This is a genomic window from Magnetococcales bacterium (assembly GCA_015228815.1).
In the GTDB taxonomy this organism is placed as follows: domain Bacteria; phylum Pseudomonadota; class Magnetococcia; order Magnetococcales; family UBA8363; genus UBA8363.
In genome coordinates, this window is record JADGCV010000010.1 from 109,495 (window position 1) to 117,497 (window position 8,003).

Below are 8,003 nucleotides of genomic sequence, written 5' to 3' on the forward strand. Positions count from 1 at the left end.
TATCGGTACTGAAGTGACGGCCTTGGAAGGGAGGAAACGGTGAAACGGATGCGCATGTTTTTGGATAACGGGGTAGCAGAGTGGATACTGGCCATATCTTTATTTTTTGTATTTTCCTCAGTGCATGCTGCGGGAGCGCCGCCCGCCCCGGTTCCCAAGACGGGCCAGACCACTTTGTATGGCGCTGGCGACGACGGCGCGTTGCAAAAGGGTTTGGCATGGGCCACCCCCCGCTTTTCGGACATGGGAGATGGGACGGTACGGGATACCCTGACCAGTCTGATCTGGATGAAAAATGCCAATTGTTGGGGTGACATGGCTTGGTTATCCGCCCTGGCCAAGGTTGCTGGTCTTAACGGTGGCACGGAAACCTGTTCCGGCTATACCGGGAACCAAACCGACTGGCGTCTGCCGAGTATCAAGGAACTTAGAAGCCTGATCGACTATGGTCATTTCAAACCGGCGTTGTCGGCTGGGTATCCGTTTTCGGGCGTCCAGACCAACTACTATTGGTCTGGATCCACGGTCGCGAGTGGCACGTCCGGCGCATGGGTCGTGAGCCTCGACAACGGCTACGTGAACGACAGCGACAAGACGTACAGTTTCTATGTCTGGCCTGTGCGAGGCGGACCATAGGGCCTTGGATACTTTGGGTGCTTTGCGAGGGGGGAGTGCAGAGGGGGGAGGCTTCCCCCCTCTGCCCGCCGCAGGCGGGATTCTTGTACATAAGAAAAGTAAAAATTCCCAGGACTGTCCCTTTCGTTTTATCCATCCGGCCAATTCCAAGCTCAGTACAAGGCTGATTTGACAAATTTCAGTAGACTGTGAGGGTGAAATCCTGGACAATCTGACCGTGGAATAGTTGTTTCACCGTGGCCGAATGACAGTCAAGATCGTTCATGATTTTGCAGTAATCTATCCACGAACTGATCAAAAATATTGAGGTAATAATGAAACCTGGGCGCATGATATTTTCCACATTATTTTTGCTGATATTTTTCACCGCTTCATCTCATGCTGGTGATGTCGGTATTGCATCTGACGGATCAATGACCTGGAAGGCTGGTATTGATGGGGTCGAGATCGAGTGGAATGCAGATGGTTCGGTCAAACGGTTGTACTCACGCTACAGCCATCCTGTTGAATTCGCTGACAGGCGTGGAATAATGACAGCGCAGACGATTGCAGAAGAAAAAGCAAAGGGAGCAATTGTAAGGTTTATGAATCAATCGGTGGGTTCCAACAGAATCGTCACCGAGGTAGAGAATGATATCAACAAGGCAACGCAAGAGCGTCAGTCGGGAGCAAACGCGACTGTCCGAAAGATGGATGAGCGTACCCTTATCTCCAATTTAACAGAAGTGACGACATCGTTTGCGGCTGGGAAGTTAAGCGGGGTGATTATCCTGGAACGTGGTTATGAAGAAAAGATGCAGGAGGCGTGGGTCGTTGTTGGGATAAGTCAGAAAACGATCAACTCAGCACGGTCTGTGAGTCAGATGACATCTGGTGGGGCAAGTGCGCCCCAGGTCGATCAACCCTCTGCCAAAAGATCAGAAAATGATCCAGGACACCAAGGATCTGAAATTCGGCGCACCAACCAGAAGGACTGGTAATGTTCATTGGCAGCATTGAAATGGGGATGCGATTTTTGATCTTGGTGCTGGTTGCCACTCAGATCGGTGTTTTTTCCATTCCAGCGTATGCACAAGAGTCCGCCACCTCCATAACCGTAACAGGTAACGGTGCGACTCTTGATGAAGCCAGGAATGATGCGATCAGACTTGCATTACAACAAACCATGTCCCAGCTTGTTGTTGTGGATCGTGCGATCAGCAACAACGCAGTTCTCCGGGACAAGGTTATGAGTACCATGAACGGATATATCGATGCGATCAAGGAGCGTAAAGTAGAGAAGACAACGACCGGTTTTTCATTCACAGCTGATATCTCAGTCTCAGCAAGCCGTATCACTAATTTCCTTGGCATAACGCTGGCGTAAAGGGTGAAGTGGCTGGAACTGAAATATTGTCTGAAGTGAACAGGAAGCTGGCTCAACAAGATGCAGAAAAACTCCAGGCTAGAGCACGGGGCGAGATATTTGACCGGATTTTTCATGGATATCCGGTGGATGCGTTGGATGTAAAATTAACCAAAATTGATATTTCAGAAACAGATCCAAATATTCTGGTCTTGAGTCTGCAACAATCTTTTAAAGATTCCTTTATTAAATCATTTGAAAGTACTGTGCGTGCCTTGAGTCTGTTTCAGTGCAAGGATAGGAAACGTACTTTGCCAACAACAGGCAGGTACGCCTCTGATGACGTAACACAGATTGCTGAAGAAACGTTATTCTTTCCGACCAAGTGTCGTGGCCCGCATCAGCTACAATTATCTGAAGTTTCTAAATTATTCGGGATGGTCTGTTTAGGCTTGCATGATGTTGTTCGATGCTATGGGTTGCCAAAAGTTGATTACTGTTCGTCATGCCCATTCAAAACCAAAGACCATGAATTTTCATTGAATAACGTCGTTGTCTTTGGAAGGTTTATCGATACAGCGTGGCAATCTGCGTTAATTAATTCTCAAAAATGCATGATTGGTGTAGCGTCACAACCGAGAAACATTTCAACAGATACTGCTTATGTACACTTTGATCTAGATTATAAAGCTTCGTATCTTTGCAATTGCACAGAAGAAGATGATAGGTTTTTCAAAGCAACCGAGAAAAACAAACCGAGGTTTATTGCTGCATTAGATTTTGACCCACGAACTCTATTGCTCAAGGTTAATCGCTCATCTATTGATCTGAAGAGAGCAAAATATTTAGTCACTGTTGCAGGGATGACATCTCAATCTTGGTCTGAAGAAGACATTATTAAGAACAAGAGATGGATTTTGAATCTTGTACCTGACGCATCACCTGAATCCAGTGACGGATGCGCTCTATTGGATGATGCTGTTCAGCGACAAATGAGTGGTGGGAATCCATGAGATATTTGAATTGATCCAACCTGCTCATTGATCAAATCGGTGCTATTTCACGTCTTGTCCCTCCCGATTGGTCCATCAGGCCAGATTTTGGACGCAATGGACGCCAGATTCGACAGATTTTGATGGACTGGAAAGGTGAAATCCTGGACAATCGGGGTATGGAGGAACCGATTCCGCGTGGCCCAACATCTCGGCATCAAGTTTCGGGCGTCGTGTTTACGGGTGGTTTGATGACGTGGGAATTGGGTGTCAGTGCTGACTTGAGGCCAACAGGGTATGGAAGATCAGAAAGAAAAGAACCGGTCCCAGTACGATACCACCCTGAAGGATTTGTTTGAAAAGCCGCCGCAACGTTTGTTGCAGATTCTGATCGGACGGGAGGCTGTAGAACTTCTGCCAGTGGAATTTGCTTCCACCCAAAAGCGTCTTCCCGATCTGCTGTTCTTGCTGAAGGATGATTCGATTTTTCATCTGGAGTTGCACGGCAGATCTGAGGCCATGGGCTGGCGCATGCTGATGTATTACTCGTTGATACGTCAGCGTTATCCGGGCAGAGTTCTGGTTCAGAAGGTGCTTTATGTCGGGCTGAAAGAGTGGCAGTCTGGATCGGCTATCGAAGAGCCGAATTTATCCTTCCGCTACGAGGTGGTTGACATCCGCAGCATTGATTGTCGGGAGCTGCTGGACAGCCCGTCCTTGGAGGAAAACATCCTGGCTATCCTTTGCCGGATCGACAACCAAAAAGATGTGATCCGGGAAATCTTGTATCGAATCAGTGAACTGCCGGTAAAAGCCAGGGCTGATGCCCTGACAAAGTTGGTCATCTTATCCAGGTTGCGCAGACTGGAAACGGTAGTCAAAACGGAGGCTGAAGAAATGTCACTGACCTTCAACGTTATGGAAAACGATGTGCTGCGGCCTTTGTTCGTACAGGCGCAGATGGATAGCGAAAGAAAAGAAGCGGCTAAAATCCTGACTCGTCAGTTGCAACGCCGCTTTGGCACCGTGCCCGATTGGGCCAGCGAAAAGATTGCCGGGGCAGACCTGTCTGCCTTGGAGGATTGGAGCCTTCGCATCTTCGATGCCCAGTCTTTGGATGAAGTTTTCTCGGATAAAGTGTGATGTGACCAAGGAGGTTTTCGGCGAATTCTTTCGGTAACCGGTCGATACCCAATGCGAACTTTTTCTTTCCGTGTGTATGGGTGTTCAAGAAAATATTTATTTTTTACAATCATATATTCACGTTTCCGACTCCAATTCGCCCACCGAAGCGGATTCGGAATTTCTCCATATTGCGTTGCAACCAAAACGGAGAATAGTTCGAAATAGGGTACACTCGCTCCACCATTAAAGTAATAAAAGGTTTTCTCCACGTAATTGCCGCCAACCCTGGCGGCTTTTGCGTTTTTGAAAACCACAATGTTTCCAATAGTTAGCAACGACGGTTTGGAAATGAATTTGGTCTGGTGTCGGACCCGCCGGAGTCGGAAGTTGCCTTTTTCTTCTCTCTCTGCCAATATTCTCCAAAAGCTCTGGACTCACCCCCTGGTGAGTCCGACAAAACCGGACTCACTTTTCCAGCGTAATATCAGAGATTAACATGAGTCGCTGATATTGGACTCGTTCGATAGTCAACTTGGTTGGCGGGAAAATGAAATGCCGTTCAAACCCGGCTCCGGTTGTGGTATCGCCTCCCGCGCAGAGAAGACCTATCTCATTGCGCACCAATCCGTGTTCTTCCTGCCGCCGTCGTAGGGCACAGCCAGTCCCGCCCCGATCAGCATCTCTCCCACGTCCATTCCGTCCGCCACCACTCTGGCCACAATGCGAAAGTACTTGTCCCGTCCGGTCTTCCGCAATGTGATGCACTTTGCGTTCTCCAGCAATTGGCGCACCCGCTCCCTGGCCTCCAGGGCCATCCGCTTTTCCTCCGGGCATTTGGCCCGGATCTCCGGCGTATCCACCCCTCGTACCCGCACCGGAATGCCCTCCCCGAACAGGGGATGAGTACCGGGGATATCGAAACGCAGGGTGTCGCCATCGTAGTTGCCGAGATAGATCACGCCTTCCAGATCGCCATAAGTCCGCCGTCCCTCCCAGGAGAGTGTTTCCGGAGATGGGAAAAACAGCAGTATTCCTATGATGATGAGAAAAACGGGGCGCATTCTGGACCATGCGTTTCGGCTTGGAAAGACGACGAGGCACGGTTCTGATACTAAGGACTCCTTAGTATCTTCGCAACAGACAAGCTAAGAGAATCTTAGTCCACGTCAATTTCATGGACATGGGCTGGGATGACCAAGACACCGATACCGAAACGACTCAAGGAGGCCAGAGACCGGGCGGACCTTTCCCAAACCGACCTGGGAATCGCCGCCGGGATGGACCCGTCCGGGGCAAGTGCCAGGATGAACCAGTATGAGCGGGACAAGCACGTCCCCGACTACCAGACCCTGAGGCGGATTGCCGCTGTTCTGGGGTGCCCCGTTCCCTACTTCTACGCCGAGGACGACACCCTCGCCGAGATCCTATTGCATCTGGGACGAATGGGCGACGCCGGGAAGGCGGCGTTGTTGGAGGCGTTGAAACGATCAGCCGTCGAGGGCGATATTTCCGGACCCTGATCTTGCTTCGCGACGAAGGGAGGCCATTACTTCCTCGATCTTTTCCAGTTCCTCGACGATCACCTGCATGACCATGAACAGGGAGGCGGCGGGAGGTTTGTCATCGGGATCTGGGCGGGCGGCGGTGCCGCATTCGGCGACCATCCGCGCCACGGCCAAGGCCTTGGAGAGGCTCAGGTTGATGGTGTCTACCTGTTGCAGGGTCAGAGAATGGGGGTCGTCCATGGTGGTGCTCCTGGGTGGGAGGTTGAGGAAACGACCGGATCATGGACCATTCTGGTTATTACTCAAGTAAATCAATAGGTTCGTAACTCGTCTCACCGAAAGCCCCACACCTCTCGCTGTTTCGGCCACTCCATGGGAAACGGCTTGGCCAGCTCCCGCCACGTCATGATGTCGGGCTGGCGGTCGTCGAGAATGGCCTCGATGATGTCTGGGGCCAGCAGCGTCAGGCGCAGCACCTTGGCCACGTAGCCCGGGTTTAACATTGGGGGGAGCCTGGGAGGGAAAAGCACACCACTTTTGGCGATGCTGAGTCATATAAGTATTTGAAATATATAAATATGCTATTTTCAGATTTTGAAATGTAGTGCCATACTTGAAGTTTTTGCACTTGTGCCCCACAGCATGCCGATGTATCATGGCCGCATGTACATCCGTCGAACAAAAACCCGAAATTCCTCGACCGGCGAATCCTACCATTCCCACAGGCTTGTCGAGTCCAGGCGGTTTGGCAAAAAGGTCAGACAGGTAACCCTGCTGAATCTGGGCCGCCACTTTTCCGTTGCTCAAGACCAATGGCCCACCTTGTGCGCGCGTATCGAACAACTGGTGAGCGCGCAAAGCTCGCTGTTGGATGTGGAGTGCTCCGTGAGTGTTGAACGGGAGGCGCAACGGATTGCCAGCCAGTTGCTGACCAGGCAGGCCGACCAGGAGACAGCCAGTCAGGGTCATGAAGAGAACAACGCCCACCGTCAAATAGGAAAGGATGATCTCTCCGGCGCTCGGTCCGTCATGGAGATCCCGGCTCAGGAAGAACCTGTCATTGTGGATTCTTTGGAGTCCGTCCGCCCCCGAACCGTTGGGGTTGAACATGTGGCCCTCAACGCCATGAACCAGGTTGGATTTATTGACCTTCTTGAAAAATCAGGCTTTACAGGTCCCCAGAGAATGGCCGCCGTGGGATCTATCATTGGGAGAATGGCTGATCCTGGCTCCGAGCGTGCCACGTATCGATGGCTTGGAACCAGAAGCGCTCTCGGGGAGTTGTTGGATATGGATTTCGAGGCCATGAGCATGATGCAACTTTATCGCGTTTCCGATCTTCTGATCAGAAATCAGGAGGCCATTGAGAAAGGCCTGTTTAATCAACTGAATGATTTGTTTGGCTTTTCATGTACTGTCACTTTGTATGATCTGACCAATACATTTCTGGAAGGCGAGGCGCAGGAGAATCCAAAAGCGCAGCTCGGCCATTCCAAGGAGAAGAGATCCGATTGTCCCTTGCTGACCATGGGGTTGGTAGTCGATGGCAGCGGCTTTGTGCGGCGCTCCAGGTATTTCGCTGGAAACGTTGCCGAAGCCGGAACCTTGGAGCAGATGCTCCAAGGACTGGCTGCTCCCAAGGGGGCCATGGTGGTGATGGATCGTGGCATTGCAACCGAAGCGAATCTTTCCTGGTTGCGCGATCAGGGATACCGTTATCTTGTGGTCAGCCGGGAACGAGGCCGGCAATTCGATTCCGAGGAAGCGATTTGCATCGAAACCGCATCCAAGGAATTGGTCTATATGCAAAAAGTCGTGGATTCCGATGGACGGGAAGTCCGGCTGTATTGCCGCTCGGAGCGCCGTGCCCGAAAGGAAGAAGGCATATCTCAGCGTTTTACCGAACGGTTTGAATCCGGTCTCCAGAAACTGTCCGATGGGTTGGCCAAACCGAAGACCACAAAATCCATCGACAAGATCTGGGAGCGCATAGGGCGGTTGAAGGAAAAATCGCGTGGTGTCGGTCAGCATTACCATATCGATGTCATTCCCAACGAGGATGGTCAAACGGCCAAAGCCATCTCCTGGGAACAAAAACCTGTCGAAGGTTCACAACTGACCCATCCAGGGGTGTATTGTCTGCGTAGCAATGAAATGACCTGGGATGAAAAGACTCTGTGGAAAACCTATATCATGCTCACCGATGTGGAAGCCGTGATCCGGTCCTGCAAATCCGAACTGGGTATGCGTCCGGTATTCCACAAAAAGGAAGAACGCAGCGATGGGCATCTGTTCATCACGGTTCTTGCTTACCAATTTGTCCAGATTATCCGCAGACAACTCAACGAAAATGGCATAAGCGGTCGCTGGGAAACCTTGCGCAGGATACTGTCGGGACAG

At 50.9% G+C, this 8,003-nt stretch carries 10 protein-coding genes; 7 read left to right on the forward strand and 3 right to left on the reverse strand.

The genetic code is table 11. The features are described 5' to 3' along the window. Nucleotides 1-48: 48 nt before the first annotated feature. The 5 genes from HQL76_06360 to HQL76_06380 all read left to right on the forward strand — a co-directional run bounded on the left by HQL76_06360 (nt 49) and on the right by HQL76_06380 (nt 4,116). On the forward strand, nt 49-636 hold the full coding sequence (locus HQL76_06360; protein MBF0108781.1) for a DUF1566 domain-containing protein: 588 nt from the start codon (nt 49-51) through the stop codon (nt 634-636). Nucleotides 637-950: 314 nt separating this feature from the next. Further along, a complete protein-coding gene (locus HQL76_06365) occupies nt 951-1,616 on the forward strand; it encodes a hypothetical protein (GenBank protein ID MBF0108782.1) in 666 nt (221 codons plus the stop codon). Then, nucleotides 1,616-2,002, forward strand: a complete 387-nt coding sequence (locus tag HQL76_06370; GenBank protein MBF0108783.1) for a hypothetical protein — start codon at nt 1,616-1,618, stop codon at nt 2,000-2,002. Before HQL76_06365 ends, HQL76_06370 begins: the two co-directional genes overlap by 1 nt. An 8-nt stretch (nt 2,003-2,010) precedes the next feature. Next, the gene (locus HQL76_06375) at nt 2,011-2,994 is read left to right on the forward strand and encodes a hypothetical protein (GenBank protein ID MBF0108784.1); all 984 of its coding nucleotides are present in this window, start codon (nt 2,011-2,013) and stop codon (nt 2,992-2,994) included. Between the two features lie 276 nt (nt 2,995-3,270). Further along, nucleotides 3,271-4,116 carry a DUF4351 domain-containing protein gene (locus tag HQL76_06380; GenBank protein MBF0108785.1) on the forward strand — a complete coding sequence of 282 codons (846 nt, stop codon included), beginning with the start codon at nt 3,271-3,273 and terminating at the stop codon, nt 4,114-4,116. A 587-nt stretch (nt 4,117-4,703) separates the two neighbouring features. On the opposite strand, the gene HQL76_06385 is transcribed toward HQL76_06380, so the two are convergent. Beyond that, nucleotides 4,704-5,159, reverse strand: a complete 456-nt coding sequence (locus HQL76_06385; GenBank protein MBF0108786.1) for a thermonuclease family protein — start codon at nt 5,157-5,159, stop codon at nt 4,704-4,706. 129 nt (nt 5,160-5,288) lie between these two features. Here HQL76_06385 and HQL76_06390 point away from each other — a divergent pair, with 129 nt between their 5' ends. Then, nucleotides 5,289-5,618: a helix-turn-helix transcriptional regulator gene (locus HQL76_06390; GenBank protein ID MBF0108787.1), complete on the forward strand. Its 330-nt coding sequence runs from the start codon at nt 5,289-5,291 to the stop codon at nt 5,616-5,618. On the opposite strand, the gene HQL76_06395 is transcribed toward HQL76_06390, so the two are convergent. Both HQL76_06395 and HQL76_06400 read right to left on the reverse strand, forming a co-directional pair. Beyond that, nucleotides 5,586-5,843, reverse strand: a complete 258-nt coding sequence (locus HQL76_06395) for a hypothetical protein (protein MBF0108788.1) — start codon at nt 5,841-5,843, stop codon at nt 5,586-5,588. The two genes, HQL76_06390 and HQL76_06395, sit on opposite strands and share 33 nt — an antisense overlap. Before the next feature lie 92 nt (nt 5,844-5,935). Beyond that, nucleotides 5,936-6,106 (reverse strand): hypothetical protein, encoded by a 171-nt coding sequence (locus tag HQL76_06400; protein ID MBF0108789.1) that lies wholly within the window; start codon nt 6,104-6,106, stop codon nt 5,936-5,938. Between the two features lie 382 nt (nt 6,107-6,488). On the opposite strand from HQL76_06400, the gene HQL76_06405 reads away from it, so the two are divergent. Next, the coding region (locus HQL76_06405) for an IS1634 family transposase (GenBank protein MBF0108790.1) at nt 6,489-8,003 on the forward strand (1,515 nt) is incomplete at its 3' end.

Excerpts from the sequence above, each read along its gene's own strand:
- HQL76_06360 (MBF0108781.1), top strand. The coding sequence starts at position 49 with ATGCGCATGTTTTTGGATAACGGGGTAGCAGAGTGGATACTGGCCATA.
- HQL76_06365 (MBF0108782.1), top strand. The coding sequence starts at position 951 with ATGAAACCTGGGCGCATGATATTTTCCACATTATTTTTGCTGATATTT.
- HQL76_06370 (MBF0108783.1), top strand. The coding sequence starts at position 1,616 with ATGTTCATTGGCAGCATTGAAATGGGGATGCGATTTTTGATCTTGGTG.
- HQL76_06380 (MBF0108785.1), top strand. The coding sequence starts at position 3,271 with ATGGAAGATCAGAAAGAAAAGAACCGGTCCCAGTACGATACCACCCTG.
- HQL76_06385 (MBF0108786.1), bottom strand. The coding sequence starts at position 5,159 with ATGCGCCCCGTTTTTCTCATCATCATAGGAATACTGCTGTTTTTCCCA.
- HQL76_06390 (MBF0108787.1), top strand. The coding sequence starts at position 5,289 with ATGACCAAGACACCGATACCGAAACGACTCAAGGAGGCCAGAGACCGG.
- HQL76_06395 (MBF0108788.1), bottom strand. The coding sequence starts at position 5,843 with ATGGACGACCCCCATTCTCTGACCCTGCAACAGGTAGACACCATCAAC.
- HQL76_06400 (MBF0108789.1), bottom strand. The coding sequence starts at position 6,106 with ATGTTAAACCCGGGCTACGTGGCCAAGGTGCTGCGCCTGACGCTGCTG.